Origin of the sequence: Micromonospora sp. NPDC047670 (genome assembly GCF_043204915.1) — a bacterium.
In the GTDB taxonomy this organism is placed as follows: Bacteria; Actinomycetota; Actinomycetes; order Mycobacteriales; family Micromonosporaceae; genus Micromonospora.
In genome coordinates this window covers 78,598-99,276 of the sequence record NZ_JBIDDA010000003.1, presented here as the reverse complement: position 1 = coordinate 99,276, position 20,679 = coordinate 78,598, and the positions used below count along the sequence as shown (strand labels likewise).

At 66.7% G+C, this 20,679-nt stretch carries 24 protein-coding genes and 1 pseudogene; 4 read left to right on the top strand and 21 right to left on the bottom strand.

What is annotated here, in order from left to right:
• Positions 1–114 precede the first annotated feature (114 nt).
• From ACGF7U_RS08460 to ACGF7U_RS08410, 11 genes are all read right to left on the bottom strand, one after another.
• Positions 115–552, bottom strand: coding sequence for a hypothetical protein (locus ACGF7U_RS08460; protein ID WP_393104385.1), 438 nt, complete (start codon positions 550–552; stop codon positions 115–117).
• On the bottom strand, positions 549–1,196 hold the full coding sequence (locus tag ACGF7U_RS08455) for a hypothetical protein (protein WP_393104383.1): 648 nt from the start codon (positions 1,194–1,196) through the stop codon (positions 549–551). The genes ACGF7U_RS08460 and ACGF7U_RS08455 overlap by 4 nt, the downstream gene beginning before the upstream one ends.
• The gene (locus ACGF7U_RS08450) at positions 1,181–1,456 is read right to left on the bottom strand and encodes a hypothetical protein (RefSeq protein WP_393104381.1); all 276 of its coding nucleotides are present in this window, start codon (positions 1,454–1,456) and stop codon (positions 1,181–1,183) included. Before ACGF7U_RS08450 ends, ACGF7U_RS08455 begins: the two co-directional genes overlap by 16 nt.
• On the bottom strand, positions 1,453–1,707 hold the full coding sequence (locus tag ACGF7U_RS08445) for a hypothetical protein (RefSeq protein WP_393104379.1): 255 nt from the start codon (positions 1,705–1,707) through the stop codon (positions 1,453–1,455). The genes ACGF7U_RS08450 and ACGF7U_RS08445 overlap by 4 nt, the downstream gene beginning before the upstream one ends.
• Positions 1,704–1,892, bottom strand: a complete 189-nt coding sequence (locus tag ACGF7U_RS08440) for a hypothetical protein (RefSeq protein WP_393104377.1) — start codon at positions 1,890–1,892, stop codon at positions 1,704–1,706. Before ACGF7U_RS08440 ends, ACGF7U_RS08445 begins: the two co-directional genes overlap by 4 nt.
• Before the next feature lie 35 nt (positions 1,893–1,927).
• Positions 1,928–2,236 (bottom strand): spread protein, encoded by a 309-nt coding sequence (locus ACGF7U_RS08435; RefSeq protein WP_393104375.1) that lies wholly within the window; start codon positions 2,234–2,236, stop codon positions 1,928–1,930.
• Positions 2,233–3,888 (bottom strand): FtsK/SpoIIIE domain-containing protein, encoded by a 1,656-nt coding sequence (locus tag ACGF7U_RS08430; protein ID WP_393104373.1) that lies wholly within the window; start codon positions 3,886–3,888, stop codon positions 2,233–2,235. Before ACGF7U_RS08430 ends, ACGF7U_RS08435 begins: the two co-directional genes overlap by 4 nt.
• Entirely contained in the window at positions 3,888–4,055 is a 168-nt protein-coding gene (locus tag ACGF7U_RS08425; RefSeq protein WP_393104371.1) for a hypothetical protein, read from the bottom strand. Before ACGF7U_RS08425 ends, ACGF7U_RS08430 begins: the two co-directional genes overlap by 1 nt.
• A gap of 88 nt (positions 4,056–4,143) precedes the next feature.
• A complete protein-coding gene (locus tag ACGF7U_RS08420; protein ID WP_393104370.1) occupies positions 4,144–4,359 on the bottom strand; it encodes a hypothetical protein in 216 nt (71 codons plus the stop codon).
• Positions 4,359–4,574 carry a hypothetical protein gene (locus tag ACGF7U_RS08415; RefSeq protein WP_393104368.1) on the bottom strand — a complete coding sequence of 72 codons (216 nt, stop codon included), beginning with the start codon at positions 4,572–4,574 and terminating at the stop codon, positions 4,359–4,361. The genes ACGF7U_RS08420 and ACGF7U_RS08415 overlap by 1 nt, the downstream gene beginning before the upstream one ends.
• Positions 4,574–4,972 (bottom strand): transcriptional regulator, encoded by a 399-nt coding sequence (locus ACGF7U_RS08410; RefSeq protein ID WP_393104366.1) that lies wholly within the window; start codon positions 4,970–4,972, stop codon positions 4,574–4,576. The genes ACGF7U_RS08415 and ACGF7U_RS08410 overlap by 1 nt, the downstream gene beginning before the upstream one ends.
• Before the next feature lie 204 nt (positions 4,973–5,176).
• Between ACGF7U_RS08410 and ACGF7U_RS08405 the strand changes: the two genes are divergently transcribed.
• Positions 5,177–5,962 carry a GntR family transcriptional regulator gene (locus ACGF7U_RS08405; protein ID WP_393104364.1) on the top strand — a complete coding sequence of 262 codons (786 nt, stop codon included), beginning with the start codon at positions 5,177–5,179 and terminating at the stop codon, positions 5,960–5,962.
• Between the two features lie 8 nt (positions 5,963–5,970).
• Positions 5,971–6,618: a 2'-5' RNA ligase family protein gene (locus ACGF7U_RS08400; RefSeq protein WP_393104362.1), complete on the top strand. Its 648-nt coding sequence runs from the start codon at positions 5,971–5,973 to the stop codon at positions 6,616–6,618.
• Positions 6,619–7,522: 904 nt separating this feature from the next.
• Here the strand turns inward: ACGF7U_RS08400 and ACGF7U_RS08395 are convergent.
• A complete protein-coding gene (locus ACGF7U_RS08395; RefSeq protein ID WP_393104360.1) occupies positions 7,523–9,001 on the bottom strand; it encodes a hypothetical protein in 1,479 nt (492 codons plus the stop codon).
• 609 nt (positions 9,002–9,610) lie between these two features.
• Here ACGF7U_RS08395 and ACGF7U_RS08390 point away from each other — a divergent pair.
• Positions 9,611–10,582 carry a hypothetical protein gene (locus tag ACGF7U_RS08390; RefSeq protein WP_393104358.1) on the top strand — a complete coding sequence of 324 codons (972 nt, stop codon included), beginning with the start codon at positions 9,611–9,613 and terminating at the stop codon, positions 10,580–10,582.
• A gap of 145 nt (positions 10,583–10,727) precedes the next feature.
• Here ACGF7U_RS08390 and ACGF7U_RS08385 read toward each other — a convergent pair whose 3' ends face one another.
• From ACGF7U_RS08385 to ACGF7U_RS08345, 9 genes and pseudogenes are all read right to left on the bottom strand, one after another.
• Positions 10,728–11,966, bottom strand: coding sequence for a DNA sulfur modification protein DndB (locus tag ACGF7U_RS08385; protein ID WP_393104357.1), 1,239 nt, complete (start codon positions 11,964–11,966; stop codon positions 10,728–10,730).
• A gap of 515 nt (positions 11,967–12,481) precedes the next feature.
• Positions 12,482–13,702: a tyrosine-type recombinase/integrase gene (locus tag ACGF7U_RS08380; protein WP_393104355.1), complete on the bottom strand. Its 1,221-nt coding sequence runs from the start codon at positions 13,700–13,702 to the stop codon at positions 12,482–12,484.
• Positions 13,702–13,920 carry an excisionase family DNA-binding protein gene (locus ACGF7U_RS08375; protein ID WP_393104353.1) on the bottom strand — a complete coding sequence of 73 codons (219 nt, stop codon included), beginning with the start codon at positions 13,918–13,920 and terminating at the stop codon, positions 13,702–13,704. Before ACGF7U_RS08375 ends, ACGF7U_RS08380 begins: the two co-directional genes overlap by 1 nt.
• Positions 13,899–15,492, bottom strand: a pseudogene (locus ACGF7U_RS08370) (replication initiator); the annotation flags it as partial. The gene ACGF7U_RS08375 and the pseudogene ACGF7U_RS08370, both read right to left, overlap by 22 nt.
• Before the next feature lie 523 nt (positions 15,493–16,015).
• Positions 16,016–16,582 carry a hypothetical protein gene (locus tag ACGF7U_RS08365; RefSeq protein WP_393104351.1) on the bottom strand — a complete coding sequence of 189 codons (567 nt, stop codon included), beginning with the start codon at positions 16,580–16,582 and terminating at the stop codon, positions 16,016–16,018.
• A 224-nt stretch (positions 16,583–16,806) separates the two neighbouring features.
• The gene (locus ACGF7U_RS08360) at positions 16,807–17,451 is read right to left on the bottom strand and encodes a hypothetical protein (RefSeq protein WP_393104349.1); all 645 of its coding nucleotides are present in this window, start codon (positions 17,449–17,451) and stop codon (positions 16,807–16,809) included.
• 33 nt (positions 17,452–17,484) lie between these two features.
• Positions 17,485–17,757: a hypothetical protein gene (locus tag ACGF7U_RS08355; protein WP_393104347.1), complete on the bottom strand. Its 273-nt coding sequence runs from the start codon at positions 17,755–17,757 to the stop codon at positions 17,485–17,487.
• Positions 17,690–18,205 carry a DDE-type integrase/transposase/recombinase gene (locus ACGF7U_RS08350; RefSeq protein ID WP_393104345.1) on the bottom strand — a complete coding sequence of 172 codons (516 nt, stop codon included), beginning with the start codon at positions 18,203–18,205 and terminating at the stop codon, positions 17,690–17,692. Before ACGF7U_RS08350 ends, ACGF7U_RS08355 begins: the two co-directional genes overlap by 68 nt.
• Before the next feature lie 133 nt (positions 18,206–18,338).
• Positions 18,339–18,857, bottom strand: coding sequence for a hypothetical protein (locus ACGF7U_RS08345; protein ID WP_393104343.1), 519 nt, complete (start codon positions 18,855–18,857; stop codon positions 18,339–18,341).
• A 134-nt stretch (positions 18,858–18,991) separates the two neighbouring features.
• Here ACGF7U_RS08345 and ACGF7U_RS08340 point away from each other — a divergent pair, with 134 nt between their 5' ends.
• Positions 18,992–20,536 carry a hypothetical protein gene (locus ACGF7U_RS08340; RefSeq protein WP_393104341.1) on the top strand — a complete coding sequence of 515 codons (1,545 nt, stop codon included), beginning with the start codon at positions 18,992–18,994 and terminating at the stop codon, positions 20,534–20,536.
• The last annotated feature ends 143 nt before the right edge of the window (positions 20,537–20,679 follow it).

The following is a 20,679-nucleotide window of genomic DNA, read 5'->3' as shown; positions in this document are numbered from 1 at the left end:
GCAGGCGGTTTCGGCGGGGTAGTGGCCGGTGCCGGGGTGGCCGGATTCGATGAGGGCGGTGGCCCACCTACGGCATCGGGCGCAGTAGGTGGGCCAACCAGCAGTCATCGCGGGTCAGTGGCCGCAGCCGGGGCAGTGCAGTCCGGGGCAGCAGCGACCGGAGCGACGCAGCAGCGCCACGATGACGACGAGGACCAGGACGACGCCCGCGATGAGCGGCGCCGCGGAGCGGACGGCGTCGACGAGTTGCGCGGGGAGGTACCCGGCAGCGGCGAGAGCACCCACGGCGGGGACGGCGACGGCGGCGACGAGGTGACCTCGGCGCAGTCGGCGGACCGCAGCGGGGCCGGGGTCGTTGTTGTCGAGGAACCGGACGGTGACGGTGACGCGAGGGTCGCCGGGCATTTGCCGGGGTGCGGTCATCGAGACGAGGCGGCCGGAGTCGCGGACCAGGGCGACGGTGGCGGCGACCTCGGCGGGGGTGCCGACGACACGGCGGGCGATCACCGTGGGGCGGGCAAGGTTGCGGCGGGGGAGTTGGGTGCGGGTCATCGGACAACCTCCGAGGCGAAGACCTGACCGTTGCGGGGGGCCTGGACGACGGACGAGATGAGCGCGGAGCGGACCGGCGTGGCTGGGGTCGAGGCCGGGGCGACGGCGGGCGGGGGTGCTGGCGGGACGTAGACGGGTGCCGGGTCGATGGGCAGGTCGACCGGTTCCAGGTCGGCGGGTTCCTCGACGGCCACCGGCACCGGTTCGGGCTTGGGCTTGGCGGGGGCCGACTCCCGGGCCGGGCGAGCGGCGGGAGCGGTGAGGACGAGCTTGGACAGGGCGAGGAACGCCAGCGCCGGCACCGACGACAGCAGCCGTGACGAGAAGCTGTCGTTCGCTACCGCGATCTGCGCGGCCAGGGACAGGGCGACCGCGCCGACGAGAATCGACAGCGGGTAGAACACCGAGGCGTCCGGGTCGAGACGGCGACGGCGGCGGATGACCAGCAGGGCGGCGGCGGGGGTGAGTTCGGAGATGACGGCGTTGGACCAGCCGAACCACTCGTGCGTTCCGGCGGGGGCGTGGATCATCGTCCAGTCCTTGACGTGGGTGAACGACGCGGCACCAGCCATGCCGCCCACGGCGAGGAGGATCACGACCAGGGCGACGCCTTCGAGGCGTTCGGTGTTCAGGACGCGGCGCATTCGGTCACCTCCTGCTCTGCCGAGGCAGTCACCGGGGCCGGGGTCGGACGGAGCCAGGCCCGCAGGTTGCGGATGTAGACCGCGCCGTAGACGAAGCAGGAGACGAGGAAGCCCCACTGCTCCGTCACGAGGGAGTAGGCGAGCCACAGCACCTGGGCGCCGAGGCCGACAGCCCAGCCGGTCCACGAGCGCTTTCCGGCGAGCCACAGGCCGGTGACGCCAACGGCCATCAGCAGCCAGGACCACAGTTGGTAGCTCATCGCGGGGCCTCCCAGGTGGCGAAGTCGGCCGGGCGGCAGACGGGGCAGGGGATCTTCCACATGCGGTGCGCGGGTGAGGTGCGTTCGTGGGTAAGGGCGTCGCGGATCTCGGGGTTCCAGATCTGGACCTCCCCGCGGGCGCGGCACAGGGAGCAGTCCTCGGGGTTGATGACCAGATGCAGCAGGCCGGCGGAGGTGACGGCAAAGACGGCGACGGGCTGACCGAACGGGTGCAGGCGCCGGGCGGTCATGCGGCCCACCCCCACGCTTCGGCGTCTTCGGCAGCGATCTCGGCGTGCCGGGCGAGAGCGGCGTCGAGAATGTCCGCAGCGTGGGTGTCGGGGGTGCAGTAGGGGCAGGTCTGGTCGGGGTCGGTGTGGTTGAGGTCGAGGCAGGTACGGCGGATCGGGCGCAGGGTGAGGCGACGGGCAGTCACCAGAGGACTCCTCGTTGAGAGACGTGCGGGGAAGGTCAGCGGTGGGTGGGGGTGACGTGCACGCGGATCCACTCCGGCGGCTCACCCGTCGAGGCGACCGCTTCGGAGAGGCAGCGCCACAGCGCCCACGCCTCGTTGGGAGTGAGGTACATGCGGCGGCGGCCGGCACCAACGGCGACGTAGAGGTCGGCGTCGGGGGTGACGCGGACGGTGACCGGCACGGACGCCTTGTCGACGTGCGGGGCGCGCAGCCGGTAGAAGCGCCGCGGCTCCTGCTCCTGGGTGTCGGGTTGGTCGGCGTAGGGCATCCGGGCCGGGGTGCTCTCGGGCAGTTCGGTGGTCATCGGGGGTCGCCTCCGTTCGGGGTGACGTCGAGGTCCAGGGCGTGAAGCAGCGACGGCGGCAGCAACGGCGCGGCCTGCTTCGGCGGCGTGGGCCGGTAGGTGTGCCGGCCGTTGCCGATCGACCGGGCCTTGACCGCAGCCGGAGCCGGGGCGGGGGCGTCGACCGGTTCGGGCTGGACCTCGGGCGGAGCGGGGAAGGTCGCGGCCATCTCCCGAATCACGTCATCGGCCAGGTAGGAGAAGCGGACCCGGGCCGGTTCCGGCTGCCCGTCAAGCAGGACGTACGCGACGCCCTTTGCCGAGAGCGGGATTTGGTCGGCCAGTGCTCCGCGGTCACGGGCGCCGTCGCCTAGGAGTAGGTCGACGTGGCCGCGCTCGGTCACGCCCAGGGCGATGCGGGTGGGGAAGAAGTCACGGACCGAGACGACTTCCTTGCGGGGGTCCTGAGTGGCGGCGACGACCAACACACCCAATCCGGCGCCCTGGGTCAGCAGCAAGCCCAGGGCTTGGGTGATGCGCTGGCGGATGTCGCTGTCCGGCAGAAAGGCGAGCAGTGCAGCGATCTCGTCGATGACGATGACGATCAGCGGTTCATCGACGGTCGGGGTGTGCACCCGCACCTTGCCCCGCAGCACCCGCTGACGCGCCCGCATCCGGGTCACGGCGTCATCGAGCATGTCGGCCATGCGGGTCCAGTCGTCATCGACGTAGCGGGAGAACAGCGGCCGACCGATCGACAGTTCCATGCCGCCCTTCGGGTCGATGGCCCACACCCGCACCAGCCCGGAGCGGATACCGGCGGCGAGGGACCGGAGCAGGGACCAGATGACCGAGCCCTTGCCCATCCGCGTCGCCCCACCGATGAGCACGTGCGTGGCGAGCAGGCGCAGGCAGTACACGGCCAGGTCTTCGCGTAGACCGAGCGGTAGGGCGGTGAAGTCCGGGCGTGCGGGTACGGGCAGGGGCTTGACGATGCGGGTGAGCGGGTCACGGCGGATCAGCACCAACCACACCTGCCGAGGCCGGTCGCGGAACCGGATGGCGTCGACGCGGCGCAGGATCCAGGCGAGGGAGCCAGAGCGGGCCGGGGGCGCCTGGCGGCGGCCGGAGAAGACGCGGCAGTGCCGAGTACCGAACGAGTACGCCAGATCCCGCGCCGCCTTGTGGTACGCCTCCGGGTTCTGCCCCCGAGGCATCCGCAACACGACCTCATCCGTGGCATACGTACAGCGCACCGACAGCAGTTCCGGCAGCTTCTCGCCACCGTCGTACTTCTTCACCAGCCCACACAGCGACATGACCTCGTGCCACTGACGCCGATACACCCACAGCCGCCGCCACCACGACAGCCCCCGCAACACCACCAGGCGTTCGAAGGACTCCCGAGACCGCCACCACCACACACCCGCCGAAGCGGCGACGACGATGAGGACCAGGAGGTGAGGCCACCAGCCGTGCGAGCGGTGCACATCGACGGCGAGCACGACCAGGGCGACCGCCGGCCAGGCCCGCCAATGCCGCACCGCCGTGACAGCGATGCCCACCAGGAAGACCACGAGCCGGACGAGCAGGATGAAGAAGGTGACCGTCCAGACCAGCGGCCACGGCGCGGCGACCTGTATGCGACGGAAGTTGACCAGCGGAGCGCGCATCACGCCACCGCCTTGCCGGCGTTGCGCTGGTCGATCCACGCCTCAGCGCAGACCTTGTGCACCGGCTTGCCCGCAGGGCTACGGCAGATCGCCGGCTTACCGCAGATGACACACGGGACCGGATCGCCGGCACTGCCCGTGCGCGTCCAGTCCAGGAATCTTGGCATGATGAACCTGCCCTTCCAGGCCGAGAGGATTTGGTGAGGGCAGCGGGGCGGCCGGCTTTCCTAGGGCATGGGCCGCCCCGCGCCACATCTAGTAGCCGTGCCGCCGGAGCGCGTCGATCGCCGCGTTCTTCTCCGCCTGCGTCGACTTGCCAAGCGCCGCCTCGAACACAGCCTTGGCCTCGTCGAACTCCGGGCCGTCAATGTCCCTGTCGGCGGCGTCGGTCTCGCGCATCCCGAGCGAAATCAGCCGCAACACCTGTTCCTTGCGCACCGGCTCCGCCTCAGAGCGCTTCCGGCCGAACATCACGCAGCCTCCTTCACGCCCGAAGCCGACAGCGCCTCTCGCGCCTCAGCCAGCACACCGGCCAACCGGTCGATCTCCGCCCGAGGAAGGAACAGCGTCACCGCACCGGGGCTCTCCCCGAGCTGCACCGTCACCCGGCCGTCCTGGGGATAGCTGTGAAACGACAGCTCGGTATCCGGCTTCACGTGAATCGACGCGCTGACGTAGGTACGCATCAGGCGGCCTTCCCGCGCGACTCGGCCAGGGTCTTCGGCGCGACGATCCCGGTCGCCCGGAACGAGTAGGCGAGCCGGCCGTTGGAGCCGACGTACGGGGTCACGGTCAGGTTCTCGAACTCGACCGGCTGGAACGGACCCACCGGCGGCACCGGCTGCACGTTCGACAGGATCTTGATCGACACCTCCCGCGACCGCGACCCAAGCTCCGGGTCCATGTCCATCACCCGGCACTGCCACACCCGCTCACCGGTGACCTTGTCCTTGGCGGGCGTCCGCTGCCGGGTCGCCTCGTTGAAGTCCTGCGCCTCCGCGATCGAGTCCGGCACGAAGACCGCACCGTGCGGGAAGACAGCTTCGAAGGGAACGGTGAACCGAGTACCACCACGAAGAGCCATCGCTCTTCACCTCCGTACGTCAGTCGCTTCGTCTACTCATGTAGACCTATAGAGGACCGTAGCGGAGTGCTGGGGAGTCCACAAGACCTCTATAGGACGAGTCTTTACACCTGGTGGTGAGTGCCGCACATGCGTTGAACGTTGAGCGCACGTAGAGTGAGGTAGAGGGGTTGTCCTGAAGAGGACTGGCCCGGAAGGACGGCGATGACCGACGACCTGGGCACAAGAGCCCCTAAATACCTACAGATCGCAGCAGAGCTGCGGCGGAGTATCCGCGACGGGCAGATGAAGGCCGGGGAGCGGCTGCCAGCCGAGACGGCGTTGGCCGAACGCTTCAAGGTCAGCCCGATTACCCTGCGCAACGCGATCAGCGTGCTCCGCGCAGAAGGGCTGATCGAGTCCCGCCACGGCGTGGGAACGTTCGTGCGAGAAAGTCGACGCCTTCAACGCCGTTCGCGGCATCGCTACGGCCGGGCGAGGAACGATCAGAAGCTGCTCACCGCACACCTGCGCCATGACATCGTCTTCGCCGGCCGGGCGCCGGTATCAAACGAGATCGCCGCAGCGATGGATTTGCCAGCCGGCACCGAGGTAGTGGTCCGACGCCGGCACCTCTACAACCGTGAGACGGGCAAACCCGAAGAGATCGGCGCAAGCTACATCCTGACCGACATCGGCGGCGGCACCTACCTTGAAGAGCCCACGGTGGTGCCGAAAGCCCTGTTCCTCTGCATCGAAGAGCTGAGCGGCAAGCGGTACGCCACCGCTCGCGATCACTGGCTCTCCCGTCTACCCACGGCCGAAGAAGCCTCAGCGCTGGAGCTGCCGACAGGCGCACCAGTCATGCAGGTCATCCACGTGGCCCGCGCCGAGGACGGAACCGTGCTGGAGGTCTCCGAATCGGTCTGGCCGGCGGACCGCATCGTCGTCATCGACGAGTACCCGGTAGAGCCGGAGCCCTCCGAACCCGACACGCCCTCCGAAGTCTGAGGTAGCCCATGTCGCTCGTTGACCTTCCTCCCGGCACTCACGCCGCCCACGTGCGCAATCACTGGTGGTGGCGTCCCGGATGGCATGTCGGGAGGCGCTTCTACGCCTTCCACATCACGTTCGACAACCAACCCACCCTCTACGACCTGGCGACCGCGTACCGTACGGCCCTGGCGGAGAGGCCGAGCCTGACCCTCATTCCGGACCGGTGGCTACACCTCACGATGCAGGGTGTTGGCTTCGCCGATGAACTCGCACCCGACGTCGTCGGCAGGATCGCTGCGGAGGCTAGGTCCTTGCTCGCGGGCGTTCCGGCCTTCGGCGTGGAGTTCGGATCGGTCGTCGTGGCGGACGAAGCGATTGTCATGCCTGCCGAGCCAGCGGAACCGATTCGCGAGCTACGCCACCTGACCCGCGAGGCCATCGGCCGGGTGCTTGGTGAGGACCAGGTCACCGAGGACGCCAACCGGTTTCGCCCACACGTCAGCGTCGCCTACATCACCGCGGACGGATCGGCGGTCCCGTACATCGACGCCGTGAGTCGCGCAGAGGTCGGGACCGCACGGTTGACGATCAACCACGTCGACCTCATCGAGATGCATCGCGATCAGCAGATGTACGAGTGGCGAACCGTACAGGCGCTTCCGTTGAAGTGACCAGGGCAAGAGATGGCAGAGCGAGGGCGGCTTCGAGAGGAGCCGCCCTCGGCTTGTTCAGCGGGGGAGAAGGGGAAGGCGGGGCCGAGGTCGAGGCATGAGCACGAACGCGGCGTCATTGGTTAGGGAGATGCCGGGGGAGTGGCTGGCCGGATTGCGAGCGGGGGCAGCTCGGTCAGGGGCCGGACTCGATGCGGTACCGGGTTGCGTAGCCGCTGCGGGTGGAAGTGCAGGGCGGTGGTTGGTGCCGTGGTGGTCTTGGTCGGCTCGGAGCTGGCTGTGATCTGTTGCCGAATTGGCCTGTACTAGATCAAGGCGCTCCGCGCGGCGCGGGCCGGGGCGCGGCAACCGGCTCCTACGGAGCCGCCGCCCCGGCCGCCTACGGCGCCGGGGCGGAAAGTCAGCCGGCCCGCAAACCACGCCCCGCCCCGCGCGTCACCCCTGGGTCCGTGAAGGGGACCCGGTGACGAGTCCCGGACTGACCGAGACCATCCGACAGCTCTACCTTCCGTCTCTTGCAACCCTGGTGACGTCTCACCGCGGACCGGTCGACGGTCGGCCGGTTGAGTTGCCGAACGGAATCCGTCAGGCCGCCCACGGGTCCGAGGTGGGGAAGTGGTGGAGGTAGAAGGAGGGCGAAGGGTGGGGGCGGGGTTGGGGTTAGGGCTGCCTCCGGCGGGGGCGCAACGACTCCAGGATGGAGTTGCCGAACCGTTGCGGTCGTGGGTGGTTGGGGTGGGATGCCATCCCGCCAGCCACCGACCCAGGCAAGCCGAGCAGACCAGGGCCAGGGTGACAAGGTCGTTCGTCCAGTAGGGCGCTCCACCTTGTCACCCTGGCCCTGGCCCGCTCCACGGTGTGTGGGTCGGCGGCAGACGGGATGGCAAGGAACGCGTCAAGCAGGCTAGTCGATTAGCTTTTGGAAAAGCTTATGCAAGTACCCGAACGACTCTGCAGATGTCGGCGCTTCGGATTCCTGAACAAGAAGGCGCAGGTCATCGTCGTCCAGGGCGATGATGAACCCGCGGTCGTCCCGGGCTGTATCGCGACAAGAGCTCCAGACCTTCTCTTTGTCTCCGTAGCCTCGGTGGAGAAGCAGTCCGACCTTGCCTCGTGAGGGTGAGAAGCGACCCTGTAGCTGATCGAACTCAGGATTGCGCAGCTCCTTGCCGTAGTTCTTGCACTCAACCACGATGTGCGCAGCCGGATAATGCATGGCAAGCCAATAAAAGAAGCCGTGGGTTGCGGCGTTCGTGTATGAAATGTCGATCCTTTTGCGGCCGTCGTGGATCTTCTTCTGTCGCCTAGGAAAGACGAGGTGCGGATAGAATAGCGCGGATAGGAAAGACTCTATCCGACGCTCATATGCGTCCGCATCATCTCTGCCTGCAGGTGTGCGAAGAACATCCTCCAGCAAATCTCTGAGCCGCGAGGTATCGGATCCAACCCTCTCGGCGAGATCTTCATTTGGAAGGGGTGGGTTTCCTGTCGCCGCCTTCTCTTCCTTGTATCCTCGCAAAAGCTCGGGGTTCTGCTGAGTTGCCCACGTGTTAATTCGTTTTTCAACACCGGGGTTATGCCTGCCGGCGTCGAACTGTTCCTTAAGTACCTCGTTGACGGAAGTCTTCGTGACTCCCCGTCTACTGCGGATCACGGCTCCCAAAGACCGTTCCGCCCGCTCCTGGATGACGAGATAGTTGAGGACAGTGTGGCGGTAGAATTCGCTAGCGCTCAGGTGCAACCCGCGCCGGGCGATGGCCTTCGGGACGAGCAGCAGGCGTTCGCCATTAGGTGTCGGAAGGTTTGTGTACTTCTGGTACCACTCGCCCTTCAGGGGATCCCAAAATGGGCCGTAAGCCACATCGGGGGTTAGCTCGATGCCGTGGTACTCCGCAGTCTCCTGCGTAAACTCCACAAGCTGAGCTCGAATTAGGTTGGTTGTAATGTCCGAGATTCGATCCTTGTCGACGCCCTCGACAAGCAATGCGGTATCTTCTAGATCCTCAAGTAGGCCACTTCGGGCCGCCCTGCTATTCGAGAGGGATTCCCAAAACTTTTCCGCAAGTTTATCCCCTAGGCCGCTGCCCTGGGATCGGCCACTCGATTGGCCCAGATGCGTCTCGTTCGGCTCTCTCAATTCTGCAAGCAGGGAGATTGCACCTTCGTCGTTGCTGTCACCTATGGCATCCAAAACTCGCTGGAAGAATGACTGTATGCTGGCGATGCAGCTGTCCGCCCAGGGTGAGGAAAGGTGGGCTATCGCACTCGGGTCAATATAGAGCTCAACGTCGTTGACGATATCAACGTCTACAAAATCTAGCTCCGATTGTGATTTGTTCAAATTGTAGAATTCCGAAACCCTCACATTGGCCTCCCCCTCCATGATCTCAAGCCATGAAGTGTCGTGTCTACATGGCTTGAGATCCTCGGATGGCGTAGATCGGACAGAAATTCGGCCGATTTGTCATGCTTTATTCAGAATTGCGGCGGAGATCTGTCTGGAACTTGGATTGCATACCGGGCTGTGCCGCGGCAGGCTCGGCGGGTGGTGACGTTTATTCTTACTTGGAACGCCAGCGAGTCTGTCTACCCGGCACTCGCGTACCAGGCCGATGTAGCAGCAACAGAGGCCGGGGGCACTGTTCCGTCGCGCTGGAGCGTCGGGTCGCGCCGAGGTGGTGTGACCATCGGCGACAGAGTATTTCTCCTCCGGCAGAATGCAGATCGTGGCATCGTCGCGAGTGGGCGAATCACCAGCGACACGGTTTTTGAGGACCAGCATTGGGGAGACGCAACACGTACGGCATGGTACGTCTGGGTCGCTTGGGACCGTGTCCTTCCAATCGGGGACCGGCTTGGCATCGATGAGCTGCAACAATCGGTGCCTGGCCATCATTGGAATGCGATTCTCGCCTCTGGGCAGCTAGTCGCCCCACCTGCCGATGCTCACTTAGAGAAGCTATGGATATCACACCTCGCTAGCGTTTCTCGTGTGACGGGCTGGGAAATCGGCGTAGGAACTACTTTGAGTCGTGAACAGCGGATGCTCCGTTATGGCGGCGGGAAATACGGAGGAGTCGAACCCTCTGGCAGAACCCCGAACGTATTCCTCTACTCGGATCCGAAGGCTGGCAGCCTCTACGGTTACGACTACGACGGCTGGACCTCCGACGGAAAGCTATTCCTGTATACCGGCGAGGGGCGCCGGGGGCATCAGCAGATGCGTGAGGGAAATGCAGCAATCTTGAAGCATAGGGAAGATGGAAGAGCCCTGCGGCTCTTCGTCGCCGACGGAACCGAGGCAAACTCGACCGCGAAGATACAGCGGTACCTCGGTGAGTTCCGGATCGACACGGAGAATCCCTATATAACAGCCGAGGCGCCCGACGTCGATGGCAATGCTCGGACGGTCTTCGTCTTTCGACTGCTCCCCGTCGGTCAGGTGCTCCGGAGAGAGCAGGATGCAAGTGAGGTAGAGGACGCGTCTAGAGAGGCACTTGCAGCACCCGTCCCGATGGAAGTAGCTGAATTGCTAGCCGGCGGCGCTGAGGCGGTCCCGCTCGAAGTGTCCACCAGGAGCAGCTATGCTGTTTCAACATCTACTAGTGTCATAGCTGTCAAGTGGGAAGCGGATCTTGTAAGGCGCTATCGGGCATACCTTGAGCGCCGCGGGCACGACTGCGGACGATACAAGATTCGGCCACCAGGCGAACTGGCCGTCTTGTACACGGACCTCTTTGACTACACAGATAATGTGTTGTACGAGGCAAAGGGTATGGCGACACGAGAGGCGATACGAATGGCGGTAGGACAGCTCCTCGACTATAGGCGCCATATTGCGACCTGCCCTGAGCTCGCCGTCCTGTTGCCGGCCAGGCCGTCCGAGGATTTACTCGACCTGCTGCGGAGCCACCGGATCATGTGTGTTTACGAGGACGCCAGTCGAAGGTTTCAGGTCGTGTGATGGCCGCTGTTGTTGAACCCGTCGTAGGCGATTAGAGTCCGGGGCCTTTCAGCGACGGACCGCAGCAAACGCCGGTTTGTACGGAGGCCACTATTGGGACGGTGGCCGCCTTGGTAACAGGCGGCCACCGTCGATACCGCGCAATTCAGAGGCTGGTAGGCGGGTTCTTGTACCAACCGGTGACGACGTTGACCAGGTGTTGCAGGTTCTGCGTTCGCATAACCGGTGCTGACGCGTTGATCTCGAAGTCGGCGCTAGCCGCGGTCGTACGCCAGAGGCTGGTGCTGGTGACCGGTGCGTTCATGTGCGGGTTGAGCCGGCGGAAGAACTCGATGATGTCCTCGTCGTCGAGGTCCATCTCCTCCGTGAAGACGTGGTATGCGCCGGCCAGTACGCGTAGCGTTCCGACCGATCCGAGCAGGGACTGCTGTCGAAGCTGAAGCGGGGAGAGCCTGCCGTCCGCGACCGCGGCGAGGTCGGTAAACGCCTCCGTGATGCATTCCAGGAACTTGTGAACGGCCTCGGTGACGGCAGCGTCATCGAGTTCGGTCTCGCGCTTCTTGCCGATCCGGCCGGCGACGCCGACGGCAACCGCTCGGGTGAGGTCGGCGACGTGCTTGGCGCCCATGAGGTTGGGGTTCTTGGCCGTCATCCGGTCCTGCTCAAGGTCGACGCGGCCCTTAAGAAGCGCGTGGTCCATGACCCTGTCAAGCGTGCGGTTGGCGATCTTCGAGCCGTCGAACCGGGACCGCAAGGCACTGGAGATGCCCTTGGCGTTGTCGGCGACATCGACGAACATCTGTCGGCTGCGGATGTTATCGGGTTCCAGGTAGATGTCGAGGCCGACGTACTCGGTGTCCATCCGCTGGAGGCGCTGCAGCAGGTCGTCACGCTGCTGCCTCAACTGGGCGAGGCGGTCCTCGGAGCGGGCGCGCTCGATATCCTTATTGATCTTATTGATCTGCTCAGTCAGGCTCTTGATCTCGATGTCGACGCCAAGGATGCGGTGCTGCCCGTCGATCGTGCTCAAGGGGGAGAGTGCACCGACCGACCAGGGGATTTCTAGGTAACCCAGCCGCCCCTCGGGCGCTCCCTGGATCTCGTCGAACTTGCACCCGCCGTTGTCGCGAGCCAACAACGCTGGGGCGACCCAATCGACCTTCTTATGTAGGTAGTCGCCGAAGTCCTTCGCGTGACGCCGGTCTACCTTCCGGTTATCCGGATCAGGCTCTTCCGGGTTCGGCACCGGCAGGATCACGCTCAGGTCGGCGAGCGGGACGCGGAGGCTGTAGACGGTGCGGCCGCCCTGCGTCGAGCGCATGGCGAGGTAGGTGCTCGATCGCTTGACTCCGCTTAGGCGAGCGGGGTCGATCAAGATGCTCACAGAGACTCCTGGATCGCAAGATCTTAACCGACGCAAGAAGACCTTGCTGTCGAGATTAAGAACTTAATTCTCGATGTTGGGGAAGTCAAGACCGTCAACAGGGCGAAGTCCACTCTGTACGGGGTGTCGCCTGGCGCCCTCGGTTGTGGACCGCTGGGCGTAGCGGGCATGGGGAGTCGTCGAGTCACGCTGGCCGGTGCCACCTAGGCGTCCTGGCGCGCGAGTGCTGAGGAGAGGCGAGCGCAGCCGCGGCTCGGGTGCCCCATGAGGCTGCGTCAGCAAGAAGTCAGCTAGAGGATCGTCAACCTCCACCATCGGGCGGCGGTCGACGGCATACGTAGCGCACGCGACGACATCAAGCGGCGCCGCTTGGAGCGTGTTGGCGGGTGAGATCGACATTCACACCGAAGAGGTCACTGGTTCGATCCCAGTATCGCCCACGCAGGTCAAAGGCCACTTCCCGGAAACGGGAGGTGGCCTTTCTGCTGCCGTACAGCAGCGAAGTACAGCAACGGTCATTTGCTGAGGGAATCGCCGAGGCGCTTCAACGTTTCCCGCGTCGCCTTCGATGAGACCTGGGTGTAGATCTCCATCGTTACTGAGAACCTGGCATGCCGGAGCACCTGCATGGCGACTCGCGGGTGGACGTCGAGGTCGGCCAGGAGTGTGGCACAGGTACGTCGGGCGTCGTGAACGGTGATCGGCTTGACCTTCGCCTTCTCGCACCGTGTCTGCCAGGAGCGCTGGAAGTTGCGTGGCTCGATGGGTGTGCCGTAGCGGGTGGTGAATACGAGGTCGTTCTCGTGCCACGCCTTGCCGGCGGCTGCACGTGCCTCGTCGCATTGTTGCTGTCTGAGCTTGAGCGCGGTCAGGCAGATGTCGGGGAGGGGAAGGGTGGCGTCGGACGCCTGGGTCTGGGTGTCGCGGTGCAGGAGTTGGCCGCGCACGCGTTGGAGCTGGCGGCCGACGGTCAGCTCTCCGGCGTCGAGGTCGACGTCCTCCCACGTCAGCCCCAGGGCCTCGCCCTTGCGTAGGCCGGTGACGAGGACCAGGGCGTAGGCGGCGTAGAGAGAATCCTCATCGGCGCGGGCCGATTCGAGGAACTTGCGGGCCTCGTCGCTCGACCAGGTCTTGCCCCGCCGCCGGCGGACGGTGGCCAGGGTGACCGCGATAGCGGGGTTCTTGGCGATGAGGTCTTCGGCCTGGGCATGGGTGAGAGCGGCCCGCAGCGCGGCCCGGATGTCGCTGACCGTGCGGGTTGACGGGACGGCCCGGCAGCAGCGGCCGACCGCGCAGCAGCGCCGCTTGTCCTTCGGGCGGGCGGCGTCCTTGCCTTGGGCGCAGCACTGGCAGGTGCGGGCCACCTGGTTGATCCAGGTCTGCACGTCGCGTGACTGGAGCCGGTCGAGCCGCTTGGAGCCGAGGCCGGGGGAGATGTAGCGGCGGACGAACGTCTCGTAGGTCGCGTAGGTCAACGGTGCCCGGTTCGGCTCGATGATCTCGGCCAGCCAGTAGGTGAGGAAGCTGCCGACCGTCGGGACGCTGGTCGCCACCGGCCCTTGCTTCGCCTGCTGGTGCAGCTTGATCCACTTGTCGTGGACGGCCTCGCGGGTCTTGCCGTAGACGTACTTGCGGGTGCGCTTGCCGTCCGGCTTGGTGACCCAGACGTAGGCGGCGAAGCCGTTGCGGTAGGGAAAGATGGAGCCTTCGCCGTTGGCGCGTGCGCGTCCGGGCATCAGGCGGCCTCCTGGCGTTCGACCTGTTCGCGGATGTAGTCGTCGACCCATTCGGGGAGGATGCGGCGGTACTTGCCGTCCTTGATGGAGCGCAGTTCGCCGGTAGCGATCTTCATCTTGACCTTGGAGATGCCGAAGCCGAGCAGGACGGCGACCTCGGCGGGGGAGTACCAGCGGGGGCGGAGGTCATGGCTCGTGCGGCGGCCCCGATCAGCCACTCTTGGTGGGCGAGTTCTTCGCGGCCGATGCGTCTTGCTTGCCGGCGTTGCGCGGCGGCGGTGTTGGCCAGGAGTGCGTCTCCGTCGGTGAGCCAGCCGGACCCGGAGTAGGAGAGGACACCGACGGTGATGATGTCGGCTGTGTTGTCCTCCGCGCGGCGGTAGGTGGTGCGGGTGTCGCGGAGCAGGCCGAAGGTGACGGAGTAGCGGCGGGCCTTGGTGAGGAAGTGGTCGCCGAAGCCGAGCATGTGTGCCCAGCGGCGCAGCCCGGCGTAGGGGTTCGGTGTGGTGTCAAGGTGGCCTTGACGCTCGCCGCTGGTTGCGGCGCCGGTGGCTGTCGTGGTGTGGGTGGGGTGGCCGAGTCGCCAGCAGGCGTCGATGAGGCGGGCGAGGTGGTCGCCTTCCGGGTCGGCGTAGGCGTCGATGGTGTCCGGGGTGAGTCGGGTCGAGCAGTGGCCGGTGACCTCGGTCGACTTGGTGGCGTACTTGGCCAGGTACCCGGCGACTGACGAGTCGGTGAGGTCGCCGTCCTTGGTGCCGATGCGGCGGATGTCGACCTGCTCGCCCCAGGCCACCAGCCAGCCCTCCGGCCGGTCGGGGTGAGCGGGTGTGGTGACGGTGATCTGCCGGACGGCGGCGTGGATGGCGGCGTCGAGGTCATCGACGGTGACGCCGGCCGGCGGCGGCACCAGGGCGTCGCGGTCGTCCGGGTCGACGCCGTCGAGGCGCAGCAGGGCGTGGAAGTGGACCGCGCCCCGGCGCTGCATCTCGGCGACCTTGCCGTGCGACAGCCGCACGGGCGGAACGGTTCGTACCCGCCCGGAGTCGCTGACGACCTGGACGGGCGGGATGCCGCGTCGGCGGCAGAGGGCGGCGAGGTCGCGTTCGGCGGCAGAGGGCGGCAAGGTCGCGTTCGGCGGCCTGCTTGGTGCGCCGCCACAGCTCGCCCGAGAACCCGTTCCAGACGGCCTGGTGGTCGTGGTCGTAGCAGTCCAGGCAGAGCGGCTGGCCGAGCCGGGGGTCGTCGGCGTCGTGGCGGGCGAAACACGCCGCGGGCTGCCCGTGGCCGCAGGTGGCGGCGGTGCGGCGGGCGTGGCAGGGAACTGGCCGGCAGTCGCAGCGCCGCCGGTTGCCGCAGGTGTGTCGGGGGATGTGCCGGTGGTGGACCGCGCCGAAGGACGGGGCGGTGAAGGTGGCGAAGACGACGGGGTGCCGGGCGACGGAGGCGGGGACGCCTCTGCCGCCGGTCAGGCCGCAGCGGACGACCTGGAAAGCGTCACCGGCGTAGGTCCAGGCGCAGTCGGGGCACTGCGCGGCGCGGCGGTTGCCGCACGCCTTGTAGAGCGTGCGGTCGGGCAGTTCGTCGGTGTGTCGCTCCCGCAGCACTCGGCCGGTGTCTGCCTCGGCGGTCGTGAGGGTGCCGGTGAGGCGGATCGGCCGGGTGCAGCCGCCGGCGGAGCGGGTGTGCTCCAGCCAGCCGAAGAAGTCCGGGGTGATGGCGGCGCGGAACATGGCCTGAGCGTCGCGGCCGGCGGCGACACCGGACCGGTGCAGGTCGAGCGGGGTGGACATGCCATTCTCTCCTCAGGGGGTGGCAGGGACGGGGAACGATCCGCCACCGCTCGCGGAGGTGCTGCCGCTGGTGGCGTTCGTCGTGTCTCCTGGCACCGCCGAGGACGGCGGCTCACGCCGGAGGCGGAAGCTGTGTGCCACTCCCGCCCAAGGAAGCTGATGGCCTCTGGCTGTTGCTGACGGCCTAATGGTGAAGCCGGTACGGGTGGAGGAGCCTGCTCGTCGGCATCCGGTTGGTTGCCGCAGGCCCCTCCATCCGTTGGAGTCAGCGAACCCGGGCCATCGTGGACGGCTAAGGCCGTGCTGGGCCGCTCAGCGGATTCGGGGGTGACCGGCACAGTGGGCCGATGCGATCGAGAGCCGGCGGGCGTGGCCCGCAGTAGCGGCAGGAAGGCCGCTCAGCGTCTCCGAAGTCGAGTTCAGCGATCCGGCGGGGAAGGCCGCGCTGGTGAGTGCTCGACGAGCGTCAGAGTAGCACCAGGTACTGACACGTCAAACCCCGCCATGATCCAGCGATAGGAAGTCAGTAGTCGAGATATACGGGAGCCTCGGTAATGCCGCTGTAGATCACGGCGGTCTGCAGCTGCGGATCGCTGAACAGGTCAGCTTCACCCCGGTACACGGCCACTGTCGTTTCCCCACCACGCCACCAGGTGTCCGAACAGCCGGCGACTTCCGCGAACGGCTCGAGATCGGACAGGTCCAAGCGGTCAAGGGCGTGGCCACGGACTTGTGTGATCTGAGTTGCCCAGCGGCGAGCTTGGTAGGACAGCGCGAGGGACTCGACCCAGCCAGCGACCGATTCATGCAGAACGGCTCTCCGGGCACCATCCTCGATGCCGAACTCACCCTGAGGGCCGATGCAAAACGCGTACGCCATGGAGACTCGCTGGGCGCCTGCGTCGAACCACCAGTCGCCCGTCGAGGTCATCTCCGGCATGTCGCTCTGGAACATCTTGGGGCCACCCTCGTACAGGGGTGCCGGAGGTAGCTGCAAGCCGCCCCACAGTGCCTCGAACGCCGCCATCCGCTCGACGACTGCGGCCGGGATGCCGTGGCTCAGCCAGTGGTCGCGAACGCCGGTGCTCATCTCGGTGTAAAGGCGGTGCCCATGGGCGTGGACAAAGCTTCGAGCGCGTCTGGTCAAGGCTGCTGGTATCGGGACTCCTCAAGAAACCGGACCCTCTGGTAGCCACAATCCTGCCGGCCAAGTCACCCTTTCCTCAACCGGCTCCGCAGGCCGACCGGGTGCCGGCCTGTGATCCGTCAGCTGATGTGCGACGTAGCTCTGCCAGGTGATGTGCGACGGATGGTCTAGGAAACTGAGGTAGCGATCCGCAGTCGCTGGCCTTTGATGCTACGGACTGGCTGCATGGTCGTGCGTCGGATGACCTTGGTGTCGCCGTCGGTGAGTTCGATGGCCAGGTTCGTCTCGGAGACGGTCACGGTGACTGTCTGGTGGCGGTGCAGTCGGCCGAGGGCTACTTTCTGGCCGGCGACCATGATGATGCCGCTGTTGGAGGCCCGTCGCTGCACCCGGACGGGTTCGATCGACGGTCGTGGTGGCGGCCCTGCCGGCCGGGCGCCCCGGAGGCGTTTCATCTGTTCCGGGCGCAGTGGGTTGGTTCGGGTACGCAAGAGTTCGCGGGTGACGAGGTCGTAGAACATGAGGGTGGTCGGTTCGATGCGGATGCCGACGCGGCGGCCGGCGAGGATCTCTGCGGCCAGGACGATGTGTTGGCCGAGTGAGACGCCGCCGCCGCGGTTGACGCAGCGTTCGACCTCGATGGCGTCGCCCTCCTCAACCGGCGGCAGCGGTGCGGGGCCGGCCGGGACGGCGCCCTGGCGGATGAGGGTGGCCAAGTCGTTGACGCTCAGGTGAGAGCGGACGGTCTTGATCCGGATGCCGGCGATGAGGACGTGGATCAGGTCGCAGTCGGCCCAGATCCGGGCCACCATGCCGGCTCGGTGGGTGCCCATCCAGAACTGGCGTTAACACACCATCAGGTTGCCCGACGGCGGCACCACCCGATCGAACTCCACCGGCGCACCCGGGTCCACCGCCGACGGCTGGACCGGGACCGGTGGTGCGTCGGCTGCCACCTCCTGGGCCGGGGTGCAAGGGACGGGGTCCAGGGTGGGCGGCAACCACAGGTCGACCAGTGCCCGCTGCTGGGCTCCGACCGGCTGGAACCGGTCAGCCGGAGTGACCGGTGTTCTCGGGTCGAGGGCTTGGTGGGGCCGGTCGGTGTTGTAGTGCAACACATACGCGTCCACCGCGGCCGGGGCTTCCCGGAGGCTGGGTGAACGCCTCGGCGGTGTCGAGGAAGTCGGGACGAACGGTGCCATGGAACCGTTCGACCTTGCCGTTCTGATTCGGTGAAGCGGTCGCGGTCAGTCGGTGCGTGATGCCGTTGTGGCGGCAGATCTTGTCGAACAGCACCTCACCGGTGCGGGGACGATACTTGCCGAACCGATCGGTGAACTGCTTGCCGTTGCCGGTGATGATCTCCTCCGGGACCCCGAACCGGGCCAGGGCCTCCGCCAGGGCCAGACACACCGCCCGGCCGGTGGCTCTCTCGACGACCTTGGCGATCACGCAGTACCGGGAGTGGTCGTCGACGGCGATGACGAGCTTCGCCTCTCGCAGCACACCGGTGGCCGGGTTGACCAACTGCACCCCACCGACGATGTCCATCTGCCACAACTGCATCGGCGCAGGTCGTTCCCACCGCTTATACGAGTCCTTCGGCCGTTTCCGGGGCCGGACCGAGCAGACACCGTTCTTTGGCGCCCCGACCTCTGAGAGCCCGCGGCCGGCCCGTCCAAAAGACTGGTGAGGCGGCTCAGCGGCGACTTCCCCATCTCTCATGCCAGTGGCCGGCGTCGTCGCTGCCCACGCGAAGTACAGCATCCGGCGCCGCCGGCGCAGGCCAGAGTTCGATGAGATACCTATCGACCACTTCGTCGGCAAACTCGCCCTGCGCACCGGCGTCCCGACCCGCGGCCGACACTCTCAGACGGTATTGCCCTGGCGGCACGGCGAGCGACCCGCCGGACTCGCCCGCCCAGGTCGACCATCGCATGACGCGACCTGGGGGCAAGTCGATCGATGCCTCGACGATGTCTTCCCAATCGGCACTTGCTCTTGGCTCGGTGACCTCCAGCACGATGCGTACGGCGGAACCACCTGACCGACGGGCAAGCATAATCACGACGTTATCGGGGACCGCTGCGCCGACAAGCCCGTTCTGTTGGTCCTTGAAGAATCGCTCAGCGTCGCCGTCCCAGATCTCTTCCCCCCACTCCAACGTCAGCTGGCGGTAGTCGGTGTACACGACTTGGTTGAGCAGTTCTTCACTCATGACGGCCCAGCCTAGGCCCAGGTCTACGAACTCAGGTCCGAACAATGCCGCAGCCTGGTCGGACGGTTCCTGGGAGGACGTTCCGGCGACCTCGCGGGCCACGGGTCCGATGACGACGTCCGTAGGATCTGGGGGTGGACGATGTGCGTGGCGCAGATGATCGACCTCCGGCATCCGTGACTGGCTGGGCGCGACTGTTCGTCAGCCACCGCCAGTACGAGGTGTTCACCGTGCCGGGCGCGTCCGGCGTGGGGATCTATGTCCTCGGTGACGACCTGCTGCACATCGACGGCCCGAATCAGCTCACCGGTTTCTGCGGCATACACACCGGCTGGATCGAGGCACGCGTCCGTGTGTTGCCCGGGCCTCCGGCGGAGGTTGACACCGGCTGGGACGCGATCAGCGAGGCGACCCTTTGGAGTCCCAGTGGCAGGCTTTCGGTCGTCGGCTTGATGGGTGGCACCGCGGAGGCGCTCACCGACGTGGCGGTGCCGCGCGGGCTGATCCGGGTGCGGGTGCATGCGCGCGACCGCTTGCATGAGACGGGACGCACCGATGACGACCCGCCCGAGCGGCACGAGTTGCACATCTGGGCGGTGTCCGAGGAGACGCCAAGGCGCACGGTGCTGGCCGACCCGAGCGGCGGTGACTGGGAGCAGAAGCCGGCGAAGGCCGCCGAGCGGGCGATGCTGTCTCTGGTGCCGCGCCCGTCCGGCCGTCCGGCCATCCCGTGGCCACTGCCAGCCAACCCGTATGACGACGACGCCGGTCTGCCCCGGGTGACGGTGGTCCGTCACCGGCCCGCGCCGGTCCAGGTTGCCGGGGGAGTGCTGCCCGCCGGTGACCTGGAGGTCCGGCTGGAGCGGGTCGACGGCCAGACTCTCACGTGGTCGTGGGCCACCGCCAGCGAGCCGATCTTCCCCCATCCGCTGGACACGCTGCCCGACGACGAGCAGAGTTACGTACGTCTGACGTCCGACCCTGACGGCTTCACACTGCGGCACGAGGGAGTGCTGGGCCGGCACGCCTTCGCCCTCGGCCTGATTTGGGACCATCTGCTCGATACCGCCGGGTCGTATCCGTGGATGGAGACGTTGCGGGTTCAGGCCGCAGAGGCGACCGCGCTGGTCGAGAAGACCCGCCGCCTTAAGGCCGAGCGTGAGGCCGAGCAGTGGGGAGGTTCGCCGCCGTCGGACCGCGTCCGCGTGCTCGTCAGCCAGGCGCGGTCCCTTGCCCGGATCGACCGCCTGTTACTCGACCGCATCGACGCGCTGCCCGCCGCCCGTCAGCGCGAGGTAGCCCGCTGGGCGGCCCGCCGCGCGATGCGAGTGGCCGGACTGGAACGGATCGGGTGGATCGCCGACGCGCTCGCCGCTGCCGATGCCGACCGCTCACTGCCCCGACCCTTCACCGAGCAGGGCGGCACCGCCGCGTTCAACCGGCTCTTGTCCGATCCCGAGGTGCCGCGCACCACCATCACGCTCCACCTGGCCGTGAGGGCGTCCGGCACACGTCACGTCACCGACGCGCTCCAGCAGGCCGCCGCGTTCCCCGCCCTGATCGCCCTGGCAAATGAGGATCCGCTGGTCGCCGCGATCGACGCCATCTACAACGCGGCAATCGCCCACGGCGACGACCGCGACCGCTTCCTCACCGACGCCCACACCGCCCTGCTCTGAACCGCCGACCCGGAATGCAAAGCCATAGGCGGCACCAGACGACGAGTATCGCGTCTGGCCCGCGAGCGCGGCTACGGTGGAACTGGAGCGCGAGCCGACGGGCGCGGCGGGCGCAGGGAGCGCGGTGGGAGCAGCCGGGTGTC

Coding starts and splice junctions, on each gene's coding strand:
- ACGF7U_RS08460 (WP_393104385.1), bottom strand. CDS start 552: ATGACCCGCACCCAACTCCCCCGCCGCAACCTTGCCCGCCCCACGGTG.
- ACGF7U_RS08455 (WP_393104383.1), bottom strand. CDS start 1,196: ATGCGCCGCGTCCTGAACACCGAACGCCTCGAAGGCGTCGCCCTGGTC.
- ACGF7U_RS08450 (WP_393104381.1), bottom strand. CDS start 1,456: ATGAGCTACCAACTGTGGTCCTGGCTGCTGATGGCCGTTGGCGTCACC.
- ACGF7U_RS08445 (WP_393104379.1), bottom strand. CDS start 1,707: ATGACCGCCCGGCGCCTGCACCCGTTCGGTCAGCCCGTCGCCGTCTTT.
- ACGF7U_RS08435 (WP_393104375.1), bottom strand. CDS start 2,236: ATGACCACCGAACTGCCCGAGAGCACCCCGGCCCGGATGCCCTACGCC.
- ACGF7U_RS08430 (WP_393104373.1), bottom strand. CDS start 3,888: ATGCGCGCTCCGCTGGTCAACTTCCGTCGCATACAGGTCGCCGCGCCG.
- ACGF7U_RS08425 (WP_393104371.1), bottom strand. CDS start 4,055: ATGCCAAGATTCCTGGACTGGACGCGCACGGGCAGTGCCGGCGATCCG.
- ACGF7U_RS08420 (WP_393104370.1), bottom strand. CDS start 4,359: ATGTTCGGCCGGAAGCGCTCTGAGGCGGAGCCGGTGCGCAAGGAACAG.
- ACGF7U_RS08415 (WP_393104368.1), bottom strand. CDS start 4,574: ATGCGTACCTACGTCAGCGCGTCGATTCACGTGAAGCCGGATACCGAG.
- ACGF7U_RS08410 (WP_393104366.1), bottom strand. CDS start 4,972: ATGGCTCTTCGTGGTGGTACTCGGTTCACCGTTCCCTTCGAAGCTGTC.
- ACGF7U_RS08405 (WP_393104364.1), top strand. CDS start 5,177: ATGACCGACGACCTGGGCACAAGAGCCCCTAAATACCTACAGATCGCA.
- ACGF7U_RS08400 (WP_393104362.1), top strand. CDS start 5,971: ATGTCGCTCGTTGACCTTCCTCCCGGCACTCACGCCGCCCACGTGCGC.
- ACGF7U_RS08395 (WP_393104360.1), bottom strand. CDS start 9,001: ATGGAGGGGGAGGCCAATGTGAGGGTTTCGGAATTCTACAATTTGAAC.
- ACGF7U_RS08380 (WP_393104355.1), bottom strand. CDS start 13,702: ATGCCCGGACGCGCACGCGCCAACGGCGAAGGCTCCATCTTTCCCTAC.
- ACGF7U_RS08365 (WP_393104351.1), bottom strand. CDS start 16,582: ATGAGCACCGGCGTTCGCGACCACTGGCTGAGCCACGGCATCCCGGCC.
- ACGF7U_RS08360 (WP_393104349.1), bottom strand. CDS start 17,451: ATGGTGGCCCGGATCTGGGCCGACTGCGACCTGATCCACGTCCTCATC.
- ACGF7U_RS08350 (WP_393104345.1), bottom strand. CDS start 18,205: ATGCAGTTGTGGCAGATGGACATCGTCGGTGGGGTGCAGTTGGTCAAC.
- ACGF7U_RS08345 (WP_393104343.1), bottom strand. CDS start 18,857: ATGAGTGAAGAACTGCTCAACCAAGTCGTGTACACCGACTACCGCCAG.